Annotated in this window: 23 protein-coding genes, 1 pseudogene and 1 riboswitch; of the genes and pseudogenes, 18 read left to right on the forward strand and 6 right to left on the reverse strand. The window is 45.6% G+C overall.

The window, feature by feature from the left end; genetic code table 11:
• Positions 1–21 precede the first annotated feature (21 nt).
• The 3 genes from GNE05_RS02510 (at position 22) to GNE05_RS02520 (ending at position 2,381) form a co-directional block, all read left to right on the forward strand.
• The gene (locus GNE05_RS02510) at positions 22–645 is read left to right on the forward strand and encodes a GNAT family N-acetyltransferase (protein ID WP_022552606.1); all 624 of its coding nucleotides are present in this window, start codon (positions 22–24) and stop codon (positions 643–645) included.
• 6 nt (positions 646–651) lie between these two features.
• Positions 652–1,074 carry a pyridoxamine 5'-phosphate oxidase family protein gene (locus tag GNE05_RS02515; RefSeq protein ID WP_029974297.1) on the forward strand — a complete coding sequence of 141 codons (423 nt, stop codon included), beginning with the start codon at positions 652–654 and terminating at the stop codon, positions 1,072–1,074.
• Positions 1,075–1,571: 497 nt separating this feature from the next.
• Positions 1,572–2,381 carry a lipid II flippase Amj gene (locus GNE05_RS02520; RefSeq protein ID WP_014416933.1) on the forward strand — a complete coding sequence of 270 codons (810 nt, stop codon included), beginning with the start codon at positions 1,572–1,574 and terminating at the stop codon, positions 2,379–2,381.
• A 37-nt stretch (positions 2,382–2,418) separates the two neighbouring features.
• Here GNE05_RS02520 and GNE05_RS02525 read toward each other — a convergent pair whose 3' ends face one another.
• Positions 2,419–2,709, reverse strand: coding sequence for a DUF3817 domain-containing protein (locus GNE05_RS02525; protein ID WP_007410179.1), 291 nt, complete (start codon positions 2,707–2,709; stop codon positions 2,419–2,421).
• Positions 2,710–2,884: 175 nt separating this feature from the next.
• On the opposite strand from GNE05_RS02525, the gene GNE05_RS02530 reads away from it, so the two are divergent.
• The 13 genes and pseudogenes from GNE05_RS02530 to GNE05_RS02595 all read left to right on the forward strand — a co-directional run bounded on the left by GNE05_RS02530 (position 2,885) and on the right by GNE05_RS02595 (position 19,774).
• Positions 2,885–3,319 carry a transcriptional regulator LrpC gene (locus GNE05_RS02530; RefSeq protein WP_003156263.1) on the forward strand — a complete coding sequence of 145 codons (435 nt, stop codon included), beginning with the start codon at positions 2,885–2,887 and terminating at the stop codon, positions 3,317–3,319.
• Positions 3,320–3,382: 63 nt separating this feature from the next.
• Positions 3,383–5,569, forward strand: coding sequence for a DNA topoisomerase III (locus GNE05_RS02535; RefSeq protein WP_160182395.1), 2,187 nt, complete (start codon positions 3,383–3,385; stop codon positions 5,567–5,569).
• A gap of 232 nt (positions 5,570–5,801) precedes the next feature.
• Positions 5,802–6,887: a lipoprotein YdaJ gene (locus tag GNE05_RS02540; protein ID WP_160182396.1), complete on the forward strand. Its 1,086-nt coding sequence runs from the start codon at positions 5,802–5,804 to the stop codon at positions 6,885–6,887.
• Positions 6,868–7,716: a diguanylate cyclase domain-containing protein gene (locus GNE05_RS02545; RefSeq protein WP_160182397.1), complete on the forward strand. Its 849-nt coding sequence runs from the start codon at positions 6,868–6,870 to the stop codon at positions 7,714–7,716. Before GNE05_RS02540 ends, GNE05_RS02545 begins: the two co-directional genes overlap by 20 nt.
• Positions 7,706–9,433: a DUF2334 domain-containing protein gene (locus GNE05_RS02550; protein ID WP_160182398.1), complete on the forward strand. Its 1,728-nt coding sequence runs from the start codon at positions 7,706–7,708 to the stop codon at positions 9,431–9,433. Before GNE05_RS02545 ends, GNE05_RS02550 begins: the two co-directional genes overlap by 11 nt.
• Positions 9,426–10,688 (forward strand): glycosyltransferase family 2 protein, encoded by a 1,263-nt coding sequence (locus GNE05_RS02555; RefSeq protein ID WP_061861165.1) that lies wholly within the window; start codon positions 9,426–9,428, stop codon positions 10,686–10,688. Before GNE05_RS02550 ends, GNE05_RS02555 begins: the two co-directional genes overlap by 8 nt.
• Positions 10,689–10,693: 5 nt before the next feature.
• A complete protein-coding gene (locus GNE05_RS02560; RefSeq protein ID WP_128496457.1) occupies positions 10,694–12,799 on the forward strand; it encodes a cellulose biosynthesis cyclic di-GMP-binding regulatory protein BcsB in 2,106 nt (701 codons plus the stop codon).
• Positions 12,800–12,933: 134 nt separating this feature from the next.
• Positions 12,934–13,080: riboswitch (cyclic di-AMP (ydaO/yuaA leader) on the forward strand.
• Between the two features lie 156 nt (positions 13,081–13,236).
• A complete protein-coding gene (locus tag GNE05_RS02565; RefSeq protein ID WP_025649980.1) occupies positions 13,237–15,057 on the forward strand; it encodes an APC family permease in 1,821 nt (606 codons plus the stop codon).
• Between the two features lie 53 nt (positions 15,058–15,110).
• Entirely contained in the window at positions 15,111–15,557 is a 447-nt protein-coding gene (locus GNE05_RS02570; RefSeq protein WP_061890428.1) for an NUDIX hydrolase, read from the forward strand.
• 57 nt (positions 15,558–15,614) lie between these two features.
• On the forward strand, positions 15,615–17,336 hold the full coding sequence (locus GNE05_RS02575) for a pyruvate oxidase (protein WP_160182399.1): 1,722 nt from the start codon (positions 15,615–15,617) through the stop codon (positions 17,334–17,336).
• A gap of 498 nt (positions 17,337–17,834) precedes the next feature.
• Positions 17,835–18,098 (forward strand): annotated as a pseudogene (locus GNE05_RS21480) (peptidoglycan-binding domain-containing protein); the annotation flags it as partial.
• Positions 18,099–18,219: 121 nt separating this feature from the next.
• A complete protein-coding gene (locus GNE05_RS21140) occupies positions 18,220–19,203 on the forward strand; it encodes an HNH endonuclease signature motif containing protein (RefSeq protein WP_076983723.1) in 984 nt (327 codons plus the stop codon).
• 13 nt (positions 19,204–19,216) lie between these two features.
• On the forward strand, positions 19,217–19,774 hold the full coding sequence (locus tag GNE05_RS02595) for an SMI1/KNR4 family protein (protein ID WP_022552615.1): 558 nt from the start codon (positions 19,217–19,219) through the stop codon (positions 19,772–19,774).
• A 94-nt stretch (positions 19,775–19,868) separates the two neighbouring features.
• Here GNE05_RS02595 and GNE05_RS02600 read toward each other — a convergent pair whose 3' ends face one another.
• Positions 19,869–20,147 carry a hypothetical protein gene (locus GNE05_RS02600; RefSeq protein WP_022552616.1) on the reverse strand — a complete coding sequence of 93 codons (279 nt, stop codon included), beginning with the start codon at positions 20,145–20,147 and terminating at the stop codon, positions 19,869–19,871.
• Positions 20,148–20,446: 299 nt separating this feature from the next.
• Between GNE05_RS02600 and GNE05_RS02605 the strand changes: the two genes are divergently transcribed.
• Together GNE05_RS02605 and GNE05_RS21370 are read left to right on the forward strand one after the other, a co-directional pair.
• Positions 20,447–21,577 (forward strand): Rap family tetratricopeptide repeat protein, encoded by a 1,131-nt coding sequence (locus GNE05_RS02605; protein WP_160182400.1) that lies wholly within the window; start codon positions 20,447–20,449, stop codon positions 21,575–21,577.
• Entirely contained in the window at positions 21,577–21,711 is a 135-nt protein-coding gene (locus GNE05_RS21370) for a hypothetical protein (RefSeq protein WP_254926347.1), read from the forward strand. Before GNE05_RS02605 ends, GNE05_RS21370 begins: the two co-directional genes overlap by 1 nt.
• Positions 21,712–22,105: 394 nt before the next feature.
• Here the strand turns inward: GNE05_RS21370 and GNE05_RS21145 are convergent, their stop codons facing one another.
• The 4 genes from GNE05_RS21145 to GNE05_RS02625 form a co-directional block, all read right to left on the reverse strand.
• Positions 22,106–22,336: a hypothetical protein gene (locus GNE05_RS21145; RefSeq protein ID WP_022552619.1), complete on the reverse strand. Its 231-nt coding sequence runs from the start codon at positions 22,334–22,336 to the stop codon at positions 22,106–22,108.
• A 380-nt stretch (positions 22,337–22,716) separates the two neighbouring features.
• A complete protein-coding gene (locus tag GNE05_RS02615) occupies positions 22,717–23,274 on the reverse strand; it encodes a hypothetical protein (protein WP_160182401.1) in 558 nt (185 codons plus the stop codon).
• Positions 23,275–23,370: 96 nt separating this feature from the next.
• Entirely contained in the window at positions 23,371–23,655 is a 285-nt protein-coding gene (locus tag GNE05_RS02620; protein WP_014720743.1) for a hypothetical protein, read from the reverse strand.
• 515 nt (positions 23,656–24,170) lie between these two features.
• On the reverse strand, positions 24,171–24,437 hold the full coding sequence (locus tag GNE05_RS02625) for a hypothetical protein (protein WP_014416946.1): 267 nt from the start codon (positions 24,435–24,437) through the stop codon (positions 24,171–24,173).
• Between the last annotated feature and the right edge of the window lie 4 nt (positions 24,438–24,441).

The raw sequence follows: 24,441 nt of genomic DNA on the forward strand, positions 1-24,441 counted from the left end.
TAAAGGAAAGAAGGTGTGGTCGTGTTTTCCTGTCAAATCCGGGAACATCTGACGATCAGATTGCTTGCCAAAGAAGATACGGACGAATTGTATTCTGTTATGAAGCGAAATCAAAACCATCTCAGCGAATGGCTCAGCTGGGCGGAAGAACTGGCTGATATCGATACGTACCGAGATGTGATCATCCCTGAATGGCGTTATAAATACGCGGAAGAGAATGGGTTTGACGCCGGAATTTTTGTGAAGGGCCGGTTTTGCGGCATGATCAGCATCCATAATGCCGATCCAGTCAATCAAAAAGCAGAGATCGGCTACTGGCTGGATCGAGAGCATGAAGGATTCGGCATTATCACCGCAAGCTGCCGGGCGGTCATCACCCATGCATTTCAGGATCTCGGCCTGAACCGCATCATGATCAGCGCGGCTGAAAAAAACACGAAAAGCAGGGCGGTGGCGGAGCGGCTCGGATTTCAGAAAGAAGGACTGACGAGAGAAGGCATTTTCGTACAGGGCGCCTATCATGACACGGTGACCTACAGCATGCTGAAGCGGGAATGGAGCGAAGATCGGCAGAAGAGCACATTTCTTGGTTTAAATGTCTCCCCAATGTGGAAAAGTAACAGCGGAGACGTTAAAAAGGAGTGATTCTTCATGAATCAAAATGAAATCAAAGAAAAAGTGCTTGAAGTACTGGATCATCATAAAGTCGGTTCGCTTGCGACGGTAGAGCAAGGCAAACCGCATTCACGCTACATGACATTTTTCCATGACGGCTTAACGATTTACACGCCGACGAGCAAAGACACTCATAAAGCGGAAGAAATTGAAAACAATCCGAATGTTCATATTCTGTTAGGGTATGACTGCGAAGGATTCGGTGACGCTTATGTGGAAGTGGCCGGAACCGCCAAACTGAACAACTCAGCCGATTTAAAAGAAAAGCTGTGGGATCCGAAACTGGAACGCTGGTTTGACGGAAAAGACGATCCGAACATGGTGATTCTTGAAATTGAACCGAAGCAGATCAAGCTCATGAACGCGGGTGAAAAAACGCCGGCCGAGCTGGAACTTTAATAAATCATTTGATCATTCAGGGGCAATCTGTTATACTTAATTGCTAAGTGACAACATGCAAATAAAAAAGAAAGTAAACTTCTTTTTTCTGTTTTGATATAGAAGCTTCAGGCTTCAACGGACAGCTTGAAAAAAAGCTGAGCTTATTCTTTTCCTTCTGACATTCGCCCCTAACGAAGAGATGGAAAAAAGACTTTTTGTTTTACAATTCACACCGGCGCGGCTTCGGAGCCGCAGTGACGATTGAGAGGTAGGGCTTTCGTTGTCTTGTGTTCAAGAACTTCCATGGTGTTTACTTTCGAAGAATGATTCTGTCGGAACTGTTAATACGAATCACCCGCGGGCTAAGGCGGGCAACCATATATTATTTATTTGCGTAAGAAAAGAATAAGACAAAACCGCGCCGGGCATCCGGGCGGTTTTTTTATGTAACCGGCCGAAACCTCGCCGCAGTCTGCAGAGTCTAATCAGTAGAAAAGATTTGGAGGAATCATACATTGCACGTTATTACTTCACAAGTACTGTTTATCTTCTGTTTTCTGCTGCTGATACATTCGATTGAAACGCTTGCCTATGCAACACGCCTTTCCGGCGCGAGAGTCGGTTTTATCGCGTCCGCGCTGTCATTATTTAATGTCATGGTCATCGTGTCGCGCATGTCAAACATGGTTCAGCAGCCGTTTACCGGACATCTGATTGATGCCGCCGGATCAAACGCCCTGTCTCTTGTGGGCGCCCAGTTTCGATTTTTAATATTCGGCTCCACGGTCGGAACGATACTCGGCATCTGTCTTTTGCCGACATTCGTCGCGTTATTCACCAGGGCGATTATACACTTGGCGGACGGAGGAGGCTCCGTTATGCAGGTATTTAAAAAAGGATTTTCACTGAACGGGCTGAAGCATGCGCGTTCTTATATCAGACTGCCGTCAGTCTCCTATTTAAAGGGGCTTCAATTCCGAATGATCCCGAAACGCTTGTTTGTCATTAATATGGTCATTACGTCTATTTACACGATCGGTGTTCTGTCCGCTCTGTACGCCGGCCTTCTGGCGCCTGAGCACAGCACGACGGCCGTGATGGCATCAGGCTTAATCAACGGAGTTGCGACTATGCTGTTGGCTGTGTTTGTTGATCCGAAAGTTTCCGTACTGGCAGACGATGTGGCGAAGGGCAAGCGCAGCTACGTCTCCTTAAAATGGACATCATTGACGATGGTCACATCAAGGGTCGCGGGCACGCTTCTCGCCCAGCTCGTATTCATCCCCGGCGCTTATTATATCGCCTGGGTGACGAAATGGATGTAACGCATGAAAAAAGCTCCTCTGCAGAAGAGGAGCTTTTTTATTGATAATGTCTCAGGCCGCGATCATAAATAAAATTACCGAACGGAATAAAGGCCGCGATAAAACCGGCGGCTGACCATTTCACATGCCATTTGACAGTAAACGCCGCATACGCCAGCACCGCCAGATAAATGATAAACAAACCGCCGTGAATGGAACCGGCAATGGTGACGGCGAGCGGATGATGAGCCCAATATTTCAGCGGCATCGCGATAAACAGCAGCACCAAAAGCGACATTCCTTCAATAAACCCCATCGTGCGAAGTCTGCCGATCGGCGTGTGTAACATACAGCTCCCTCCTGTCGGACATCTTTTTTCCTCTATACTATAAGCAAAGGGCAGTCCTAATATGACCATTTCGCGTCTGTTCCTAAAAAACCTGCATGATTTCAGCCTGTTGTTCTTGTCATTTTTCGGATTTCTCTTGATAATATAGCCAAAAGGGTAAGGAAGGACTACAGTCATGAAACTAGATAATGTTGATCTGAGCATCATTAAAGAGCTGCAGCGGGACAGCCGCCTGTCCATGCGGGAGCTTGGCAGAAAAATCAAATTGTCAGCCCCGTCCGTCACAGAGCGTGTCAGACAGCTTGAATCCTTCGGCGTTATTAAACGCTATACATTGGACATTGATCAAAAAAAGATCGGACTTCCCGTTTCCTGCATTGTCGAAGCGACGGTGAAAAACGGAAAATACGATCAATTCAAAACCTACATTCAATCCATTCCCAACATTGAATTTTGTTTTCGGGTCGCCGGCGCGGCGTGTTATATGCTGAAGATTAACGCGGACAGCCTGGAAACGATCGAACACTTCATTAACCGCACCTCTCCGTATGCCCAAACCGTGACCCACGTCATTTTCTCAGAAATTGACACAAAAAACGTCCTCGATTAGAGAGAGCGTGAGGAAGTCTGTTATAATAACAGGATGATTGTGAAAGAAAGAGAAGTGAAAAGCATGTCAAAAACAGTTGTATTAGCTGAAAAACCTTCAGTCGGCCGGGACTTGGCCCGCGTGCTGAAGTGTTATAAAAAAGGAAACGGGTATCTTGAAGGCGACCGCTACATCGTCACATGGGCGCTCGGACATCTGGTAACGCTCGCTGACCCTGAAGGATACGGCAAAGAATTTCAATCATGGCGGCTTGAGGATCTGCCGATTATTCCGGAGCCTTTAAAGCTCGTCGTCATTAAAAAAACAGGAAAACAGTTCAATGCGGTCAAAGCTCAGCTTGTCCGGAAAGACGTCAGCCAGATCGTAATCGCTACAGACGCAGGACGGGAAGGGGAGCTTGTGGCCCGCTGGATCATCGAGAAGGCAAACGTCCGCAAACCGATTAAGCGGCTGTGGATTTCTTCTGTGACAGATAAGGCGATTAAAGAAGGATTCCAGAAGCTCCGCAGCGGCAAAGAGTACGAAAACCTGTATCATTCCGCGGTTGCCAGAGCGGAAGCGGATTGGATCGTCGGCATCAACGCGACCCGCGCCCTGACGACGAAATTTAACGCACAGCTGTCATGCGGACGCGTTCAGACTCCGACACTGGCGATGATCGCCAAGCGTGAAGCGGATATTCAGGCGTTCAAACCCGTTCCTTATTACGGTCTCCGCGCGGCAGCTGATCAGATGACGCTGACATGGCAGGATAAAAAAACAAAGCAGACAAGAACATTCGATCAGACGGTGACCGGCCGTTTGGCAAAAGATCTCCAAGGAAAGCCGGCAGTCATTTCAGAATTGAAAAAAACGGCGAAGAAAAGCTTCGCTCCCGGTCTTTACGACTTGACGGAATTGCAGCGGGACGCTCATAAGCGCTTCGGTTTCTCCGCAAAAGAGACGCTGTCCGTGCTTCAAAAGCTGTATGAACAGCATAAGCTTGTCACTTACCCGCGGACGGATTCCAGATTCCTTTCCGCAGACATCGTGCCGACTTTAAAAGACCGTTTAAACGGCATGGAAGTTAAGCCGTACGCACAGTACGTCAATCAAATACTGAAGCGGGGCGTCAAGGCGCATAAAGGATTCGTCAATGATGCGAAAGTATCGGATCACCATGCCATCATTCCGACAGAGGAGCCGCTGATCCTTTCAAGCCTCAGCGACAAAGAACGAAAACTTTACGATCTGATTGCCAAACGTTTTCTCGCCGTGTTAATGCCGGCGTTCGAATACGAAGAAACAAAGGTTACAGCCGATATCGGCGGCGAAACATTTACCGCAAAAGGGAAAACGGTTCAATCGCCGGGCTGGAAAGCCGTGTATGATATGTACGAGGATGACGACGATCATGAGGAAGACAAAGACCAGACGCTCCCGGATCTTCAGCAGGGTCAGCGCCTCACTGTCTCATCACTGAAAGAAACGAGCGGACAGACGAAACCGCCGGCGCGCTTTAATGAAGGCACGCTGTTATCCGCAATGGAGAACCCAAGCGCCTTTATGCAGGGAGAAGAGAAGAACCTTGTGAAAACATTGGGTGAAACCGGCGGACTCGGAACAGTCGCCACCCGCGCTGATATCATTGAAAAACTGTTCAACAGTTTCTTAATCGAGAAAAAAGAAAAAGATATTTTCATTACGTCAAAAGGGAAGCAGCTCTTACAGCTCGTCCCGGAAGATTTAAAATCGCCGGCCTTAACCGCTGAGTGGGAGCAAAAGCTCTCCGCCATCGCAGCGGGCAAACTGAAATCCGCCGTGTTCATTAAAGACATGAAAACATATGCGGGCAAAACGGTGAAGGAAATCAAAAACAGCAGCCAAACTTTCAGACATGACAACATTTCAGGCACCGCCTGCCCTGATTGCGGCAAAATGATGCTTAAAGTCAACGGCAAACGCGGCACGATGCTCGTATGTCAGGATCGTGAGTGCGGCAGCCGGAAAACGCTGGCAAGAAAAACAAACGCCCGCTGTCCGAACTGTCATAAGAAAATGGAGCTTCGCGGCCAGGGCGAAGGCCAAACCTTCGCATGTGTATGCGGCCACCGGGAGAAACTGTCCGTCTTTGAAAAGCGCAAGGCGAAAGATAAATCCGGACGCGCATCCAAGCGGGACATCAACTCTTATATGAAAAGCCAAAACAAAGAGGAGCCGATGAACAACGCGCTGGCAGAACAGCTGAAAAAACTCGGCCTGGATAAATAGATCAGAGAAAGGCAGCATTTGTAACGAAATGCTGCCTTTTTTTGTGTTTTTTACTGTAATGGGAATACGATCCTGTGAAGAGGGAAAAGGTGAGCAGGCGGTGCTCCCATTTAAAATTTTCCAATGTGAAAAAATGCTAGTATTCTTTTATCGTTTCCTATATAGTAAAAATACTTTGTGAAAAAATAAGATATGGGTCTAAAAAAGGATTTGTAAAATAGGAGGATAGACTGTGAAGCAATTCGTTTTTCGTCTGATGATCCTTTTGATTTCGATCGTTCTGACGGCGGGGTGCGCGGAGGCCGGCACTGAAAAACAGGCGGCGGCCGAACCGTCCGGACCGCTTCAGCCCGCAGAGCATTTTATTTATCATAAATTGATGAACGGGCGGGGGATGATCCGGACGAACATATCCGGTGAGCCGGAATATTTATCTGAGTCTCTCGGACTATGGATGGCATTTTTGCTGAACAGGAAAGATGAACGGCAGTTTCAAGCGCAATATCAGCTTCTCACCGATTCGTTTCTGACGAAAAACGGGCTCGTGTCGTGGAAGATTGACGGGAATAAAGCGAGCGGCACCAATGCCTTAATTGACGATTTCAGAATTATGAACTGTCTGAATGAGGCCGGAACCCTGTGGGGTAACAGTGAATACGGGAAAACAGCGGTGCAGATCGGGAAGGCGCTGGAAAAATTCAATACGAATGACGGGTATTTTACGGATTATTATGATGCCGCTTCAAATGCCGCATCAAAGACCGTGACGTTGTCCTATGTCGACCCCGGCGCCTTACAGATGCTCAGAGAAAAGGGGATTATCGATGAGAAAACGGAAAACCGGAACCTTGATGTTCTCAATCTTGCGCCCCTGAAAAATGGTTTTCTGCCGAAATCGTTCAATACTGAAACAAAGGAATACAAATATGACAGCGAAGTGAATGTCATCGACCAGCTGTACGCTGCCGTGAATCTGAAGCGGGGCGATGACAAAGCCGCCGTGCTGTCAAAATGGATGATAGAGGAATTTAAGTCGCGCGGACAGCTGTACGGACGGTACAGCGCAGACACGAAGGAGCCGGCGGTTCAGTACGAATCACCGTCCGTTTACGCCCTGGCCGTTCTTTTTTTAGCAGAACAAAAAGCTGATCCGGCTGTCATCAAGCCGCTTTATGAAAGAATGACTTCATTTGAAACGCTGGACACGCTGAAACCTGATTACGGCGGTTATATGAGCGGGGGCGATACACATTCTTTCGATAACCTGCTGCCGCTTCTGGCTGAAAGGAAATTGTTTAATGAAAATATCATTCAATGAATCACAAAAACTGTGCAGCTACACAGCAGTTATGCTGGTGCTGCTGTCTTTTTTTATTTACTATGCGTCTCAGCAATCCGCAGGGCTTCTGATAACCTGCATCACATTGCTTGTCACGGGAGCCGGCATATGGTTCGGGGCAATCTACGCGCTCGTCATCACCTTACTCGTCTTATTTGTTCTCGGCAGCCTGCTCCTGTGGTTTCAGACCGGGGGCTTTATGGCGTCTGCCGGTGCCGAAAGTCTGCAGGTGCTGGTCATTTGGGGGATTGCGCTGCTGCTCTTTTCTTACATAGCGGGAAGGATTCACGAGTTGGCGAAGGGGCTTGAGCGCTCAGTGAAACAGCTGCGTGAAGAGATTACGAGCTTTGTCGCCGTCGACAGGGTGACCGGCTTTGACAACCATCTGCGGATGAAGCTGGAGCTTTCTGAGGAAATCAAGCGGGCGGAACGCTACGGCAATTCCTTCGTCTTTTTGCTGCTGCACATGCATTATTTCAAGGAATTCAAATCCCTCTACGGAGAAAAAGAGACCGACCGCCTGCTGGCATTTATCAGCCGCCAAATCCGGTCAAGCGTTCGGGAAACAGACAAAAAATTCAGGCCGTCCGCCGAACGGTTCGGCATCGTGCTGACCCATACGCCTGAAGAAAACATGCCGGCCGTTCTGGCGAAGCTGAAAAAGGAATTGAATACGTACCGGCTGCAAAACGGTAAATACGTCTCCATCACCTTCCGTGTATGTTACTTGGCGTACCGAAAGGATTTACAAACGGCCGAGCAATTTTTAAATGAACTGGAAAACGAGATGATGATGAATGAACTCTAAATGGATACGTCTCTTACTCTCGGCGCTCTTCATGATTTCGGCGGTTTATGTTCCCCTTACGGCGGAAGCAAAAGACAAAAAGGACGGCATTCTCATTATTTATACAAGCACGGACGGCAAAGAAACCGCTGAGGTCAAAATGCTTGATCTGACCGCGGGCCATTTCTCATCAGCCGTCACCGTGAAAAGCGACGGAGACATCACAGCCGCGGACCTCAAAAAGAATCGGCGCGTCATCTATTACGGCGTCACGAAAAAAAAGCTCAGCACATCATTTGTGTCACTGATCAGCAGCATGCCGCAGCAGCTTATCAGCATCGGCTATAACGCCGGACAGTTCCGCCAATTTGCGGGTTTGTCCCTGACAGAGAAAGAAACGGTATACCGCATTTACGGCAAAGAAGAAAAAACAGACATGCCGCTTGAAAAAGGGATGTCCGTGCTCGGCGTATCGGGAGTAAAAGGGAAGTCCCTTTATACATACCGGTCCGGTGACGGCGGCACCCGCCCTTTTATGTGGAAAACGGCGCGCTCTGACTATTATTTCGGTGTGACGAGCCTGTTAAATGATTCGTTTCTGACGGCGAAAGCGCTGCGCAGCGCTTTCGGAGAATCAGCGGGCGGCACCCTCCTTTATTTGCGGCTTGAAGACATCAGTCCGATGTCAGATGAAACATTGCTTTACGAAGCGGGTGCTTACCTGCATAAAAGACACATTCCGTTTATTCTGGCGGTCATTCCGGTCTATCTCAATCCGGAAAACGGAGAAAAAGTATACTTGGCGGACAAACCGAAAATGGTCAGCGTCCTGAAAAAACTTCAGCAAATGGGCGGCAGCATCATTGTTCACGGCTACACGCACGCATACCGATACAGCGAAACGGGAGAAGGCTTTGAATTTTGGGATGCCAAAGCGGATCAGCCGATTACGTCAGAAAATGCGGATGATACTCCGGTCAAGCTTGAAAAGGAACAGGATTTTCCGAATGAAAAAGCGTACCGGACGTATGTGAAGCCTTTCCGTGAAAAAGAAAACATCTACACGAGAACGAAGCTGGAGCAGGCGATTGACGATCTGACAGAGCTCGGCCTTTACCCGCTGTCATTTGAAGCGCCGCACTATACGATGTCTGAAGAAGGCTACAAAATCGCATCTTCTTATTTCTCCAGCATTTTCGGACAAGTGCAGCTCAGCGGCACGACGTGGAAAACCTCGGGCGCCCCTCCGTTCGTCTCAAAGCCGGCTATGCTGGACGGGATGACGCTGTACCCTGAAACAATCGGTTATGCCGATAACTCAAAGGAAAATCCGCTCGGAGATATGGAGAATCATATTTCGCAGATGATTGATTTCGGCGGCGGAGTGGCGGGCGGTTTCTACCATCCGTATCTCGGCATGAAATACCTCCCCGAGCTCGTCAATCAGATGGAGCGGATTCCCGGCGGCGAGTGGCTCGATCTGAAGAAAACGAAGCAAACGGTAACGTCGGACAGCGTCAGGATCAAAACGGACGGAGACGGAACCATTCATGTGGAAAACAAGATTCATCCGATAACGGCCTTTTTCAATCACCATCAGCAGACGCCTCTGGAAAAAGCGCTTTGGATTCTCTCCGGCGTGGTGTTATTGTTTATCATCATGTTCGCCTGCTACGTTCTTTATTTGCGCGCCACATTAAAAAAACGAATCTTTAAGGAGAGAAGAAGCCTTGAGTAACATTCTGTTTTTTATCTCATTAAGTTTAATATGGGTGATGCTTCTCTATCACATGTTTCTGATGCAGGGCGGATTCAGGCATTATATGACCTTCGAACGGAACATTCCGAAATGGCGCGCAAAGATGGGGGAGCTCCCGAAGGTCAGCGTGCTCATTCCCGCGCATAATGAGGAGGTCGTCATCAGGCAGACGCTGAAGGCGATGGTGAACCTGTATTATCCGAAAGACAGGCTTGAGATCATCGTCGTTAATGATAATTCCTCCGACCGGACGGGAGACATCGTCAATGAATTTTCCCGTCAGTATGACTTCATTAAAATGGTCATCACAAAGCCCCCGAACGCCGGAAAAGGAAAATCTTCGGCGCTGAACTCAGGGTTCGCGGAATCGAACGGAGACGTGATCTGCGTGTATGATGCGGACAACACGCCGGAAAAAATGGCGGTGTACTACCTGGTTCTCGGTCTGATGAATGATGAGAAAGCGGGAGCTGTTGTCGGGAAATTCCGTGTCATCAACGCGGCCAAAACGATCCTGACGAAGTTTATCAATATTGAAACCATCTGCTTTCAGTGGATGGCGCAGGGCGGCAGATGGAAATGGTTCAAAATCGCCACCATCCCGGGAACGAACTTCGCGATCAGGCGGAGCATTATCGAACAGCTCGGCGGCTGGGATGATAAGGCGCTGGCGGAGGATACCGAGCTGACCATCCGCGTCTATAATCTCGGGTACCATATCCGCTTTTTCCCGGCGGCTGTGACATGGGAGCAGGAGCCTGAGACATGGAAGGTGTGGTGGCGTCAGCGGACAAGATGGGCGCGCGGCAACCAATACGTTGTTCTCAAGTTTTTATCCCAATTTTTCAAGCTGAAACGCAAGCGGATCATCTTCGATCTGTTTTATTTCTTTTTTACGTATTTTTTGTTTTTCTTCGGTGTGATCATGTCAAACACGATTTTTATCATCAATCTTTTTTACGACCTGCATCTGGCAGTCGGGTTTTTGGCGATGATTTTGTGGATACTGGCCTTTTTCCTGTTTATGACTGAGGTCATGATTACTTTAAGCATTGAAAAAACAGAAATGAACAAACAAAACTTCTTTATCGTATTTCTGATGTACTTTACATACTCTCAGGCTTGGATCGTGCTCGTCATCTGGTCATTATTCACAGAGATCAAGCACCGCTTGTTCAAGCAGGAAGTCAGGTGGTACAAAACGGAGCGATACAATCAAAATAAAAGCGGGTGACCTTTTTGAAAAAAGCGATCATATTGATAACTGGCCTTTTGCTATTGATGTATAACGGGCAGGCGGCCGCGGCCCGGGAACTGAAAACGGACGGTTCCGCCCTCGGAACAAGCGCCGGCGCAAAAGAGCAGCAGGCGCTGACTGGCGATCTGATGACACTGTACGGGGCGAAAGACAGCGCAGAGCTGACCTATCAGATTCCTGCGGGAGCTTCGAATGCCGATCAGTCGCTTCTGATTGATTACGAGGCGTCAAACTTATTAATTGCCCCGTCTTCTTTAACCATTGTCATTGATGATGAACCCGTCAAATCCATAAAGCTTGACGGCAGTTCCAAGCGGAAAACGGTGAAGCTCAATCTCAGCAAAAGCCAATCCGCCCAAGGCTATCACAATGTATCATTACGATTTTACGGCGTATTAAAAGAGGGCGTCTGCGTCAGGCAGGATACGTCAGGCAACTGGATAAAAATTTATCCGGACAGCCGCCTTGTACTTTCAGAAGCAAGCAAGTCAAAGGGAGCGGATCTCGGCCATTTCCCGTATCCGTTTGCCCAATCAGGCAATACGGGTGAAGAAACCGATATTATTCTTCCTGACAAACCGACCTCGGCGGAAGCTGAAGCCGCAGTCAAAACAGAAGCATTTCTGAAAACGGCAGACAGCAGGCTGAAGGTATCCTATGTAAAAGAATCCGACGCCGGCAAAATCAGCAATCCGTCAATTGTCATCGGCGCTGATCAGCATTGGAACGGGAAAATAAAAGAACTTTTCGAACAGGGGAACATCAAAGCGGAAGACAACAAACTTCTTCTCGCTGAACGGGTTCTGACATCAGGGGACAAACGGCAGCCCGTCCTGTTTGTCACGGCGCAATCAGACAAAACGCTGGCGGATAAAATCCGCGTCATCACAGACAGCGCTTATTCAGCTCAGCTGGGCGGAGATACTTTGACAATCGGCCGCCTTCAGCCCGCTGCGGAAAAGACAGGCAATAAACTGACATTAGAGGACTTCGGCGCGGGAAATGTAACGATCGGATCAAACAAAACGGCGTCAGAGCACTTCTTTTACCCTGCGGCGGCCGCTGTTGATAAAGACGGTAAGGTCAAGCTTTCACTTACATTAAAAACGTCGGAATCGATCCGGACGAAGGCGGATTCAGCAAATGACGCCGAGAGAGCGGAGCTGAACGTCATGGTCAACGGACAGCCGAATGCGGTGCGTCTTGATGATCTCGGCAATAAAGATAAAGACGGCTTTTACCACGTCTCAATCCCGATTGATCCGAAGCTTTTGCGAAGCAGCAGGTACATTGATCTGCAATTTGTCACATCAGGCTTGAAACATAACAATCCGTGTATCGACCGTGACGAAAACAAATGGGTCTATATTGATAAAAGCAGCACGCTGACGTATCCGGTAAGCGATGCGGCGCAGAAAGCTGATTTCGGGCAATGGCCGCTCCCGTTTGCGGGCGGCGGGAAAGAGAAAACAGTGATCGTCATCCCGGATGACGTAAACATGCAGACACTGAAAGAGCTTTCTCTGGTGGCGGATTCATTCGGAAACGGCTTTACCGTAAAGACGGCATCAGACATGAAGGAAGCGGATGCCAAAGGCCGGAATGTTGTGTTTATCGGAGGCCTGCCGCAAATTCCGCTTTTGAAATCAAACGCTTCTAAGCTTCTCGTGCCCTCAGACCGCAGCGGCGCGTACGATGTTTCTTCGTTTCAAATGCTGAATGAGACAACGAAACAAGTCGCGTTTACCCAGGAATCACCTTGGGACTCCGGCCGGAGCATCGCTGTTTTTGCTCCGTTATCAGGAAGCGGCGCGTCTGTCACAAAAGAGCTGATCAGCTTTTTAGACAGCACAAGCGATGCCGCAACCGTCATTAACGAAACGGCCGGCCGGCAGCTGTTTTCGAATCATCAGCAAATCAAGTCCGATGACAGCAGTCCATCGGCTGATACGAAAAGCCGTTCCGCACCACTGAACGTTACGTATATTGCTGTTTTCGCGGCGCTTATGATCATTGCGGCCGGTCTGATCTGGCTGACGGCAAGAAGGAAAAAAAGAAAAACGGATCATGAAAAAAGCGAAGAGTAATGAAGGAAAAAGAGGCCGTTAACAGGCCTCTTTTTTTGTATTTTCATTTCCATTTTTGGCGGTGATTTTTTTATTTTTGAAACAGCATAAAAGCCCCTTTACAACTGAACGGGACGGGAGTATGATCTCTTTTATAATCTATATCGCTTAATCTGTAATCAGAGCGGGGGAACCAATTTGCGGCGCGTGATGCCGCTTGGGGTGAATCCTTTTTCAGGTAGGGCCAACTCTCATCAGCCCGAATCCGACAGCTAACCTCGTAAGCGTTCATGAGAGGAGATGAATGAAACCTGTGCACGATTATGGCGCAGGGGCATCCGTTTGCCTCTGTGTCTTTTTGCTGTGCTGAAATATGGCATGCAATCGTTATTCGGAGACATCATAGCAGTAAGGGTTTGTAAATCAAACGGAAAATGAAAAAAAGGGGAAAACAACAAATGTACCATTCAATCAAAAGATTTTTGATTGGGAAACCGCTGAAATCACAGGCGGCCGGAGAGCAGAAACTCACGAAACTCAAGGCGCTCGCCATGCTTTCTTCAGACGCGCTGTCATCAGTTGCTTACGGAACGGAACAGATTCTGATCATTTTGGCTGCGGTAAGCGCGGCCGCGTTTTGGTATTCCATTCCGATCGCAGCCGGTGTTCTCATTTTGCTGCTAGCTTTGATTCTGTCCTACAGACAGATTATTTACGCTTATCCGCAAGGCGGGGGCGCTTATATGGTTTCAAAAGAAAACCTTGGTGAGAAGCCGGGTCTGATTGCGGGCGGCTCATTGCTTGTTGATTATATTCTGACGGTGGCGGTAAGCATTTCTGCCGGAACTGACGCCATTACATCGGCATTTCCGGCCCTGCACCCGTATCATTTGCTCATTGCTGTTTTGCTTGTAATTCTGATTATGATTTTAAATTTGAGAGGACTGTCAGAGTCGGCGTCCATTTTGGCGTATCCCGTCTATCTGTTTGTGGCGGCGCTTGTCCTTTTGATCGTCGTCGGACTGTTTAAGCTCATGACGGGCCAGGTTCATCCGGCCGAACACACGCCGATCGGCACACCCGTGGCGGGCATCACGCTGTTTTTGCTGCTGAAGGCCTTTTCATCCGGCTGTTCGGCACTGACCGGTGTGGAAGCCATTTCAAACGCGATCCCGGCCTTTAAAAATCCTCCGGCAAAAAACGCGGCCCGCACTTTGGCCATGATGGGGATTCTGCTGGCGATCTTATTTACGGGGATTACGGTGCTGGCGTACGGATACGGCACGGGACCGAAGCATGACGAGACCGTTATTTCGCAAATCGCCGCGGAAACTTTCGGACGGCATACGGTGTATTATTTCATTCAAGGCGTTACATCCTTGATTCTCGTGCTTGCGGCGAATACGGGCTTTTCCGCTTTTCCGCAGCTGGCGTTTAATTTAGCGCGCGATCAGTATATGCCGAGAATGTTTACGGTACGAGGCGACCGATTAGGATTTTCAAACGGAATCATCTTTCTCGGTATCGCGTCCATCTTGCTCATTCTTTTATTCGGCGGCCGCACGGAACATTTAATTCCGCTTTATGCCGTCGGCGTGTTCATTCCGTTTACGCTGTCGCAGACGGGAATGTGCATCAAGTGGATCAGGCAGAAGCCGAAGGGCTGGGCGGTAAAAATGCTGATCAACTCATGCGGCGCCGCCATTTCATTTATGGTGCTGTGTATTTTATTCGCGACGAAGTTCAATCTTGTCTGGCCGGTGCTGTTATTCATGCCTGCTGTCGTCATGCTGTTTTTCGTCATTAAAAATCACTACACCGCGGTCGGCGAACAGCTGCGGGTCGTTGATCAGCAGCCTGAGGAAATCAGGGGAACCGTCGTCATCGTGCCTGTCGCCGGTGTCACCACCGTCGTCCAAAAATCGATTCAGTATGCGAAATCATTATCGGATCAGGTCATTGCGGTTCATGTTTCCTTTGACAGAGAAAACGAAAAAAAGGTGGAAAAGCGCTGGGAAGAGCTTCATAACGGCGTCCGCCTCGTCACCCTGCATTCCTCATACCGCAGTCTGGTTCACCCGTTTGATAAATTTTTGGAAACGGTCGAACAAAAAGCGAAAAAAGAACAGTTCTCCGTGATGGTGCTGTTTCCGCAATTCATTACGAAAAAACGCTGGCAGACCATCCTTCACAACCAATCAGCCTTCTTGCTCCGAGTCCGGCTGTTTTGGAAGAAGGACATAATCGTCGCCACCCTGCCGTATCATTTTAAAAAGTAACGGCAAAGACCGCAGGCTGAAATGCCGCGGTCTTTTTTGTAAAGGAGGACGCCATGGCTCAAGGCGCTTTTGTTATCATTCAAAATGACGGGCGGGGCATATTGCTCGTAAAACGGAAAGACATTCCCTTATGGGATTTGCCCGGGGGCAGGATCGCAGAAGGTGAAACACCTGAATCCGCAGCCGTAAGAGAGGCCTTCGAAGAAACCGGTTATAACGTGACCATCATAAAAAAAGCCGGTGAGTATGAAAGGCCGGCATTTGAAGATACACAACATGTCTTCATCGGAGCCATTACCGGAGGAACACCGCTGATGAACGGGCCGGAAACCGCCGCATTACGCTGGTTTTCCCCAAACCGGCTGCCGCTGTTCATGGTGCCGAACAGGAAACTCCAAATAAAAGACGGACTCAATGGGGCGGCAAATCGTAAGGCAGTCCTTAAAGACCGAAATCTGTTATCCATCCTTGATCTGCTGAGAAAAAAGCTGAGAGTATAGCCCGTGTTTCAACCCGTATGAAAAAGGGGATGAATACAGGTAAAAGGAGGATGCAGTATGCCAAGTAAAACAGCAGGACACGTAATGACGGAGCTGCTTGAACAATGGGGAGTCGGTCATATATACGGCATTCCCGGAGACAGCATTAATGAATTTATCGAAGAACTGAGACATGAACGAAATAACCTGACATTCATCCAAACCCGGCACGAAGAAGTCGCAGCCCTGGCCGCCGCGGCTGAGGCAAAACTGACCGGGCAGATCGGTGTCTGCCTTTCAATCGCAGGACCGGGGGCCGTTCATCTGCTGAACGGTTTATACGACGCCAAAGCGGACGGTGTTCCGGTGCTGGCGATTGCGGGACAGGTTGCCTCAGATGAAATCGGCCGTGACAGCTTTCAGGAAATCAAATTAGAGCAAATGTTTGAGGACGTGGCGGTGTTCAACCAGCAAGTACATACGGCAGAAGCGCTGCCCGATCTTCTGAATCAGGCGATCCGCACGGCTTACAGCAAAAAAGGCGTTGCCGTTTTAACCGTTTCTGATGATTTATTCGCGCAAAAAATCAAACGGGAGCCGGTTTACACATCGCCGATATACCTCAAAGCCGATATAGAGCCGAAAAAAGAACATCTCGTGACATGCGCGCAATATATTAACAACGCAAAAAAACCGGTCATTCTCGCCGGCCAAGGGTTAAAATCGGCAAAAGAGGAGCTGCTGGTATTCGCCGATAAAGCGGCCGCTCCGATTGTCATTACCCTTCCGGCAAAAGGCGTCGTGCCTGACAGCCATCCCCACTTTCTCGGGAATCTCGGGCAAATCGGCACAAAGCCCGCCTACGAAGCAATGGAGGAATGCGATCTGCTGATCATGCTCGGTACGTCGTTCCCATACAGGGATTATCTCCCGGATGATACGCCTGCTATTCAGCTTGATTCGGATCCGGCGAAAATCGGGAAGCGCTATCCCGTCAATGCGGGAATCGTCAGTGATGCGGCTCTGGGACTGAAAGAGCTGACGGAATACATTGAATATAAAGAAGACAGAAGATTTTTGGACGCCTGCACCGAGCACATGAAGCATTGGTGGAAGGAAATCGAAAAGGATGAAACCGAAGCGACTCATCCGCTCAAGCCGCAGCAGGTCATTGCCCGGCTTCAGGATGCCGCCGCAGAGGACGCCGTCCTGTCGGTGGATGTCGGAACGGTTACGGTGTGGATGGCCCGCCATTTTAAGATGAAGAAGCAGGACTTTATCGTCTCAAGCTGGCTCGCCACGATGGGATGCGGGCTTCCGGGAGCGATTGCCGCAAGCCTTGCCGAACCTGAACGGCAGTCCATCGCCATTTGCGGAGACGGCGGATTTTCAATGGTGATGCAGGACCTGCCGACGGCTGTTAAATATAAACTGCCGATTACGGTTGTCGTTTTAAACAACGAAAATTTAGGCATGATTGAATATGAACAGCGGGTCAAAGGCAACATTGACTACGTCACCCAGCTGCAAAATATGGATTACGCCGCTTTTGCAGAAAGCTGCGGGGCAAAAGGGATCAAAGTGACGAAACACGAGGAATTGGCTCCCGCTTTTCATGAAGCGCTCAACTCAAATGAGCCGGTCGTCATCGACGCCGTCATCGGCGACGAGCCGCCGCTTCCGGGAAAAATCACTTACGGCCAAGCGAAGGGCTTCAGCAAATACATGCTGAAAAACTTCTTTGAAAACCAAAAAATCGAAATGCCGTCACTCAAGAAAAGCTTAAAACGGCTGTTTTAACAAGCCGGCGGTTATAAAAAAATAAACAGGCAGCATGCCTGTTTATTTTTTTAGGCTTTCTTATTGATGATTATTTCTTTACTGACCCCTTCCATGGTAAGGAAGTGGTCAGCAGTTTGAACCCGCTTGGAAGCTTAGAGGACGGGAACCGTAACCGAAAGTATATCGTATTAAAATCTGCGGAAACGGTAAAGAAAATCGTAAAATCTGCAGCTAGCAAGCGATGGCTGATAAAAAAGCTTTTGGAGGGACAGGACAGTTCATAACAAACGTGGTTCGCACATTAGCATCGCACAGCCCTTATCAGCAAAAACAGGAACAAAGACTGGCGTGGCGACGTACACCGTCAAGAAGGGAGATGTCCTCCCTGTAATTGCACAGAAAACTGCCGTAAACATGGCCACCATCCAGAGATTGAACAGTATCAAGGACCCGAATTTTATCAAAGTCGGCCAAGTATTAAAGCTGACGGACTCGGCCAGCTCTCCAACAAAAGGAAAAAAATCATCTTACACGCTGCCATCGGGCGTTTTTAAAGTGACAAGCCCCTTAACTAAGGGAACGGCCGTGAAACAGATCCAGACAGCTTTGGCAGCTCTCTATTATTATCCGGACAAAGGGGCAAAGAACAACGGAATAGATGGCTATTACGGTTCGAAAACAGCAAACGCGGTCAAACGATTCCAATCTATGTATGGGTTAACTGCTGATGGAATTTACGGACCGAAAACGAAAACAAAGCTGGAATCTCTACTAAAATAGGTCTACTGGGTCTTCTCTTTTGAGAAGACCTAATAATAGTAGTGAAAAATGTTTACATATTATTGAAATAAAAGTAAAAAAATAGTATGTTAGACTAGAAAACAAATTAAGGAGGAATTGTATGAAATTGCTAAAAAACTCAATTTGCTTTCTGGTCGTAACTTTATTGATTGCTACTATTGGATTTTCGCCACAAACGAAAGCAACACAAGAGGACTCGTTTGGATTAGCAAAACCAGTAACCTTTGAAGAAAAAGAAACTTTAACAGTAGATAAGAATGGAGTGGCTAAGAGCAATAATGATGACCAGGTTTCTGCCATTAAGGAGGCACGACAACTTGCCAAGCAGGATAGCCACAATGAAATAACGTATAAGAACCCCTTAGCTAAAGAAGAAAACAACATTGTTAATGTGCCAGTCGTTGAAAAAAAAGAAGAGAAAGCGCACACTAAAGCAGCTAGCTTAGTTACGATGTCCTACACAACAATATATGACCCCAACAAAAAATCCATCACAACTACAATAAAAATAGCAAGCATAGTTGGCGAAAAGCCTATAGTCATTGAAGCCAGAAACGATTTATATGAAAGTAACACTTATAGCGGAAAATATGGAAGGGTTTTTCTCCATAACAGAGAATTTTTAGGAAAAGACATTAAAGTAGGTAAATCATATTCAAAGTCGTATTATCCAAAAAAGACAAAGTTTTTTATGTCCCAACATACTTCAGTAGCCGGCTGGAAAGGCTCACTACCCGATACTTCAACTGGAACGTTGGCTCCAGCTCTTGCGAATAAAATAGCATGGCTGTATCCAAAAATAATAAATACTCACAACAATAAAACAATGCCTTTACCGGCTAAAGCAAATTTCCCTAAAATCCCACTTGAAGATAGAGTAAAATGGGACAGCTCGAAGGATCGAGATAATTATATAAAGAAATATATCGAAAAATATGGTAATCCAAAGTGGAAATGGTCAGAATTTGATATTCACCATGTGCTTCCGAGAGAATATGGAGGGAATAACAGCTTTAACAACTTGTACCCACTGACAAGAGATATACATCAACAAATTTTAAACCCTTGGTGGATGAAGTATTAAAAGAGGTGGCGCAATGGCGGTTTTTATTGAAAAAACATTAAATGGCTTAAAAGAATTACTTAATGAAAAAAGACAATTAAAAATTTTACGAAGTGAAGGAGATCTGGCTGAAGTGGAGTGTACCTTTTCTAATGGTGCCACAGACGAAGAGATTGCACTTTTTGAAAAGAAAATAAATGTTTCGCTCCCTAATGACTATAAAGCTTTTTTGAAACTGCATAATGGAGCCAGAATATTTGAATCGTTGATTTACGGTGAGAATGTGGGTGGGGGTTTGCATATTCTTAATTTAGAAGAGATTGAAAAGTATATGCAAAATGGTTTTTTAGAGCCTCAGTTTATTCCTGTCGCACATCTGTTAGACGGATGTTATTTGTTAATTGACAAAACCAAAATTTCCACAGATCCAAACTATTTATGGTTCCGCGGATTTATTGAGTATGAACCAATGCAACTTAATTTTGAGATATTTTTAGATAGGTATATCTTGTCTCAAGGAGCAAATTTTTGGGAGTGGAATATCTATACTGCTGAAAATTATTATAGGACTCACCAGGGTGATGAGGATTAACCTTTCCTACAGTTAATGGTAGCCCGCCTCTAGCTGGCCTGTATGGGCAAAAACAAATACTTTACTAAAAAAGGGCCACTGTTAGGGCCCTTTTTTATGTCCATCTCCAGTTTATAGCCCCATCAGGATAGACAGCAGGAACAATGATGCCTCTTTTATTCCCGTTATCCGAAACAAACCAGTTTTCGTCCTTTAGCCAATCTTCATCGTATTTCGTTTCATCGAAATCACATTCTTCGTCAATGAGGTCATTAAAGAGGCCTCTAAAAACCTCGATGTTTTCATATGGACTGAGTATTCCGTACATCCACATGCCTTCTCCGCTGACGTCGTGAATTTCGCCCAGCTTCTCATCTTTATAGTAAAGGAACACTTATCTTCACTCCTTTGATTGCAATTTGAAATACTCGCTCGGTATTTCGCCTCTTACTAAATATTCCGTGTCTCTTTTTGTCCAGCATCCTTTCCTAATGAAAATGTTGGCTGAATTTTACCATGTTGAAAAGGAACATGATCAATAACATGTTTTTTTAACTTAAATGATTCTTTAGAATGGAGTCTAAATAGCTGCATGCAGTAAAGCCGCAAAATGATTGCGGGATTTTTTCGTTTGTGTTTATTGTATAAATAGTTATAATATTACAAAAATAGTGATTAGAGGGAGAGGTATATATGGATCAAGTTTTGCCGTCGTCCCAAGTTGGTGTCAAGATCAATGAATGGTACAAAATGATTCGCCAGTTCAGTGTGCCTGATGCTGAGATTTTGAAGGCTGAAGTCGAACAGGAAATAGAGGAGATGGAAGAGGATCAGGATTTGCTTGTTTTTTATTCATTGATGTGCTTTCGTCACCAATTGATGTTAGATTCCTTGGAGCCGGAAGACAGATATCGAGATCGCCCCACAGTCGACGAACTACTTGAAAAAATAGAAAAGCCGCAAAAAAGACTTACAGGCCTCTTGAAGTATTACTCATTATTTTTTCGTGGAATGTATGAATTTGATCATAAAGAGTATGTTGATGCGATAAGCTATTATCGCAAAGCAGAGAGAGAGTTGAATGCTGTATCAGATGAAATGGAGCAAGCTGAATTTCATTACAAAATAGCTGATGCCTATTATCAAATTGATCAGCACTTTGTTTCCCTAAATCATTTGAAAAAAGCCAAGCAATTGTTTGAAAAAAATCAATTATATATAGTGAAAGTGATTGGCTGTAATATGATGGTCGGTGCTAACATGTACGATATGTACAGGCTGACGGAGGCAGAATCATATTATCGGGAAGCATTAAGTATCGCCCGTGGGTTGGATGAGGAAAAAGTGAAAAGAATTATCGGAGTGATCTTTCATAACTTAGGCTTAGTTTATTTAAGAGGGAAAAATTTAATTGCCGCTGAAGAGAATTTCAAAAAGGCAATAGACGTGAAAGAACATATTGATACAGTGTATGGTGTGAGATCATTATATATGATGGCAAATGTCCTGTACCAATGTGATAAAGCCAATGAAGCACGTTTCTTTTATGAAACGGCTTTAAATCGTGCTCGGACTTCTAATGAAGAAGAATATTTGGCGAAATTAAAAATCATTAATTCATTATACGAAGAATATAATGAACCAGCAGTGAAACAAAGCTTAGGCTACTTAGAAGAGAAACGCCTTTGGTCTGATTTCGCAGAGCTGACTGAAAAATTAGGTGACTTTCATTTTGAGAAGAGAAACTATGCAGAGGGAAGAAACTTTTTAAAGAAAACCATACACGCCCAAACACAAATACTTAAGGTTACGGAGGCTATATAATGAAGAAGGTTATAATCAGCTCCGCTTTAATCGGTATTCTTTTTACTGGATTATTAAGTGTAACAAATGTTTATACTGCTGAAATGAGTGATTCTGGAACTTTCCACATCGCTGAAAAAGCTATAAATATTTAAGTGTTCTCCAATTTTTGACCTCCACCTTTTAAGACTGGGGGATTTCTTTTTCTTATCCAGTAATCAACATACGCAGCCTCATATGGTTCTTAACCGCTGAGTGTATTGCGTTCACCTTTCCGTTTTGCTGTGAAGTGTTTTCTTGAACTATGCATGCATGAGAAAGACGCCGTCCATTTTTAAGCCTTTCTTCAATCATTCAAGGAAAAACAAAGGAGCTATCGAGAAGATTTCGACCTTGATAAACAGCCTGCATGCCTGTTTATTTTTTTTGTTTGTTGAGCGACTTGGCTTGCATATAGCCGCCCTAAACGGAAACGGAGATTGTGAAAAACCACAGCTGGCGGGCGATAGCTGATCAAGAAACTTATGAAGGACCAGTGCTCAGTGCAATTCATCTCAAGAACAGCCAGAGAGCGGTCACAACAGCGATCATAAAGTAATCTCCATCATTCAGTGTAGTTCCATTTTTGACAAACACAAGTGCCGTACGGTTTGTCTTTGTCCCTTTCGGGGTTTTAAGCGCAATGTTCTTCCCTATATTGTAATAAACAATTTTAAATAAATAATATGCCAGCGAACAGAATAAAAAGAGCAACATGAATTTGCCAATAAACAATATCATGTTTCATTACTCCCTTTTGCAGTTTTTTCGTTTGAATATATGACGGAAAAGTCAGAATGTTATATAAAAGGAGAAGTATTTTACAGAGGCTGGTATTAAACATTAATGAACGGTTCGCCGCAACATCTCCAGATCCGAAATCATTTTAAAACGAAAGAGAAGCCCGAGGATTATTAAAAAACAGTCCCTAATGTGTCCGCTTTTTTTGGAAAATTTGATCTAAGATGAACATAAAGAGGGTGAATAAGAAGGACACCGTAATCATATCTATCAGAAATATATTAGGAGTATCTTTTATTAATAGCAGCCATACCACCTGCAAAACTAAAGAAATAGAAAAATAAGATATATATGTCATGATCCTCATATTTGTTACCCCCTTAGCCTAATTTCTCTTTTGTGATCTTATCCAAATTAGTAAAAAGGATATCCAATCCCGAAAATAAGAAAGTGATGAACAATGAAAGAAGAATTTCTCCACCTTGAAATATAGATATGTTCTCAATGATATGATTGGAGACGTATTGGATTGAGAAGTAAACAGCAGCCCATGCAAAAATGAATTCAAGGATATAGGCTGACCAAGCAGGTAATGTAAAAACATGAGTCATTCCTTTTACAATTGCCGTAAGGATAAGCATATAAACTAAAGCTAAGATACTGACGACGACAGAAAATATGTATAAGTCTGAAAGTGAACCATAGATGATATACTCTCCGAAAAAATGATTTACAGTTATAGCTACAAAATAAATAACTAGGCTAGGTACAATTATAGCGAAGAACAGGGAGAATCCAATAAGTGCGATGAATGCTGCATGAGCTAAGCGGTTTGGCGGTGTATCCACGATCTCTTTTTTTAATAGAATCATAAAAATAAGAGATGAAATCACAAGGCAGCATAAGAAAGTGAGCAAAACAGTAAAAAAGACAGTCATGTGACATCTCCAATGAAAAAGTGCTATTAGAGTGAATCTAACAGCACTTTGCATTTACTTCATACGTATTTTCCTGACGATCATTTATGAATGATTTTAAAATGCTTTCATTGCTAAAGTTGTCAAATGAGCGAGGTTTTTAGCCTGACTGTCAGAAAGTCCGGACTTTTTAAGTGAAAGATAAAGATTCTTTTCCACGTCAGTCCAGCTTAAGGCGACATACTCGTTCAGCATTTTCTTTAAAACCGGTTCTATGTGTTGATTGAAAACGGATTCGAGTTCATTTCTTATTTTCTTTCCTGCTAATTTTTCAACAAGATTGAATAATTTTGTTTTATTTTTCAGCACTTCTCTGATTACATCTTTGACTGGTTTTGACACAGATGCATCGCTTTGTGCTTTAAGTCCGTAGGAAAATTGCGTATCAGTCTGATAAAAAAATGATTTGGTCGTTCCAGTGGCATTGGCAGTATTATTATGATTTTCTTTAGCTAAGGATGCGGGGACAAAAGTAGTAGTTACAAGGGCTAAAGATGCGGCAAACAGAATGCCTTTAGCTGCGTGTCTAATGGGAAATCCTCCTTTAGAAATGTAGTGTAGAGAGAAATGAAAGTCTATGTATTTAGGCGGGACCGATATGATCCGCTTTGAACATTTCCCCTCTCAGATACCATTCTATCAATAGGTATTTTTGGGGTAAATAGGATTTTCATACAGTATTTTTCTTATAATTCAAAATCTTCTTTAGCAGGATTCATTTTGGCTGCAGTTTCGATGATGGGACATGGGCTGAAGCCTATATAACACATGTACAGGCTGATTGAGGCGGAATCACATTATCGGAGCGGTTTATAATTCAGGGTTAATGAATAAAAATAAACAGGCGGCATGCCTGTTTATTTTCGTTTGCGTGAAAGAGCGAAGAAAAACGGGAAGGCGGAGCCGGCCAATAACGTACCGAATAAAAACATGCCCCCGATGAACACATGATAGTTCACCCCGCCGATCCAAAGCCCCGTGATTAAGGAAACGATGCTTAATGCGATCATCAAAAAGCCGGGAATCAGACGTTTCTTACCCGTTGTCCGATAAGCAAAAAGAGAACAGAAGATGCCGATGACAATCGGCACAATCCACAGATAAAAAAGGATAAATACTGACATAAGC

Source organism: Bacillus sp. AM1(2019) (assembly GCF_009906915.1).
Taxonomy (GTDB): Bacteria; Bacillota; Bacilli; order Bacillales; family Bacillaceae; genus Bacillus; species Bacillus velezensis.

Excerpts from the sequence above, each read along its gene's own strand:
- GNE05_RS02515 (WP_029974297.1), top strand. The coding sequence starts at position 652 with ATGAATCAAAATGAAATCAAAGAAAAAGTGCTTGAAGTACTGGATCAT.
- GNE05_RS02525 (WP_007410179.1), bottom strand. The coding sequence starts at position 2,709 with ATGTTACACACGCCGATCGGCAGACTTCGCACGATGGGGTTTATTGAA.
- GNE05_RS02530 (WP_003156263.1), top strand. The coding sequence starts at position 2,885 with ATGAAACTAGATAATGTTGATCTGAGCATCATTAAAGAGCTGCAGCGG.
- GNE05_RS02535 (WP_160182395.1), top strand. The coding sequence starts at position 3,383 with ATGTCAAAAACAGTTGTATTAGCTGAAAAACCTTCAGTCGGCCGGGAC.
- GNE05_RS02545 (WP_160182397.1), top strand. The coding sequence starts at position 6,868 with ATGAAAATATCATTCAATGAATCACAAAAACTGTGCAGCTACACAGCA.
- GNE05_RS02550 (WP_160182398.1), top strand. The coding sequence starts at position 7,706 with ATGAACTCTAAATGGATACGTCTCTTACTCTCGGCGCTCTTCATGATT.
- GNE05_RS02565 (WP_025649980.1), top strand. The coding sequence starts at position 13,237 with ATGTACCATTCAATCAAAAGATTTTTGATTGGGAAACCGCTGAAATCA.
- GNE05_RS02570 (WP_061890428.1), top strand. The coding sequence starts at position 15,111 with ATGGCTCAAGGCGCTTTTGTTATCATTCAAAATGACGGGCGGGGCATA.
- GNE05_RS02575 (WP_160182399.1), top strand. The coding sequence starts at position 15,615 with ATGCCAAGTAAAACAGCAGGACACGTAATGACGGAGCTGCTTGAACAA.
- GNE05_RS21140 (WP_076983723.1), top strand. The coding sequence starts at position 18,220 with ATGAAATTGCTAAAAAACTCAATTTGCTTTCTGGTCGTAACTTTATTG.
- GNE05_RS02595 (WP_022552615.1), top strand. The coding sequence starts at position 19,217 with ATGGCGGTTTTTATTGAAAAAACATTAAATGGCTTAAAAGAATTACTT.
- GNE05_RS02605 (WP_160182400.1), top strand. The coding sequence starts at position 20,447 with ATGGATCAAGTTTTGCCGTCGTCCCAAGTTGGTGTCAAGATCAATGAA.
- GNE05_RS21370 (WP_254926347.1), top strand. The coding sequence starts at position 21,577 with ATGAAGAAGGTTATAATCAGCTCCGCTTTAATCGGTATTCTTTTTACT.
- GNE05_RS21145 (WP_022552619.1), bottom strand. The coding sequence starts at position 22,336 with ATGATATTGTTTATTGGCAAATTCATGTTGCTCTTTTTATTCTGTTCG.
- GNE05_RS02615 (WP_160182401.1), bottom strand. The coding sequence starts at position 23,274 with ATGACTGTCTTTTTTACTGTTTTGCTCACTTTCTTATGCTGCCTTGTG.
- GNE05_RS02625 (WP_014416946.1), bottom strand. The coding sequence starts at position 24,437 with ATGTCAGTATTTATCCTTTTTTATCTGTGGATTGTGCCGATTGTCATC.